This is a genomic window from Vibrio sp. Vb0937 (genome assembly GCF_033338855.1).
In genome coordinates this window covers 1-1,324 of record NZ_JAWOTK010000230.1, presented here as the reverse complement: position 1 = coordinate 1,324, position 1,324 = coordinate 1, and the positions used below count along the sequence as shown (strand labels likewise).

1 protein-coding gene and 1 pseudogene are annotated in these 1,324 nt (G+C 46.1%); both read left to right on the top strand.

The genetic code is table 11. From position 1 onward, the window contains the following. On the top strand, window positions 1-486 hold a 486-nt coding region (locus tag R7P67_RS24670), incomplete at its 5' end, for a helix-turn-helix domain-containing protein (protein ID WP_318086299.1). Between the two features lie 101 nt (window positions 487-587). Then, a pseudogene (locus R7P67_RS24665) lies at window positions 588-1,324 on the top strand (cache domain-containing protein); the annotation flags it as partial.

Below are 1,324 nucleotides of genomic sequence, written 5' to 3'. Positions count from 1 at the left end.
CGCGTACAAATTCCTGCGCTTCGTGAACGCAAACAAGACATTGAAAAGCTCACACAACACTTTCTGGTACGCGCCGCAGATGAGCTTGGAGTGGAAACCAAAACCTTGCACCCGTCGACGGTCGAAATTCTCAATCGACTCAATTGGCCGGGCAACGTACGTCAGCTAGAAAACATTTGTCGCTGGTTAACCGTGATGGCGAGTGGCAGTGAAGTATTACCGAACGATTTGCCTTCAGAGCTTTTGGAAGAGAAGAAGACCGTTTCGGATTCAACCAAAGGCAGCTGGCAAGAACAATTGGCGGACTGGGCACGTCAATCGCTCGCTGCGGGGGATAAAGAACTACTTTCTTTCGCATTACCAGAATTTGAGCGCATTTTATTAGAAGCTGCATTGGAGCACACTAAAGGTCACAAGCAAGATGCCGCTAAAGTATTAGGCTGGGGACGCAATACGCTAACCAGAAAGTTAAAAGAGTTGTACTGACCGTCACTTAAGCAGTGAGTTAACAATGAGAGTGCTTAGCGCTCGATATTAACAGAAATGTCAGTACAATTAAGGTGAACCATCCCTAATGTGACTAGGCAATGTCTACTGCAAAGACTCAAATTACACTACGTACTGCTGTACTCATCCCTTTTGTGATGATTTTCTTACTGGCTATCGTTGTGATTGTCTACGTCCAAAAACAAAGCTATGAAGAGGTGGTGACCGACATCAGCGATAAACAGCTGTCGGTGTTGACCGAAAGTGTCTACGACCACCTCAATAGTTATCTGCGAAAGCCGTTTACGGCAGTGATGACGCTTGCTCATAACGTGAGTTATCACAACCTGTACCATCCCCATGATACGCGAGATGTCCAAGCCTACTTATTGAGCGCGTTTCAGAACCTATACCGTTCTATTCCGCAGCTGGACGTGATTGCTTTTGGTTCGGAAACTGGCGATTTCGCGGGTTTTCGTCGCGAGATCTCCGACGATTACACCTTGATGGTTCAAGATAAATACACAGATGGTAAGTTAATCATCTACGGCACAGATCATGTCAGTAACGATATTCGTACTGTCATCACGCCTTACGACCCAAGAACTCGTCCTTGGTATCAACCTGTCGCCAAAGACGAAAAACCGATGTGGTCAAAAATCTACACCAATGCGGATGAGCGCCAAGACATCACCTTATCTGCTATGACACCGGTGTACGAACACCAAGAATTTGCGGGCGTATTGGTGACGGATATTCGTATCAATACCTTCAACGAGTTTCTACGCGTCATCAAGAAGAACACCAAAGCATCGGTCTTTATCATGGATCAAGAACA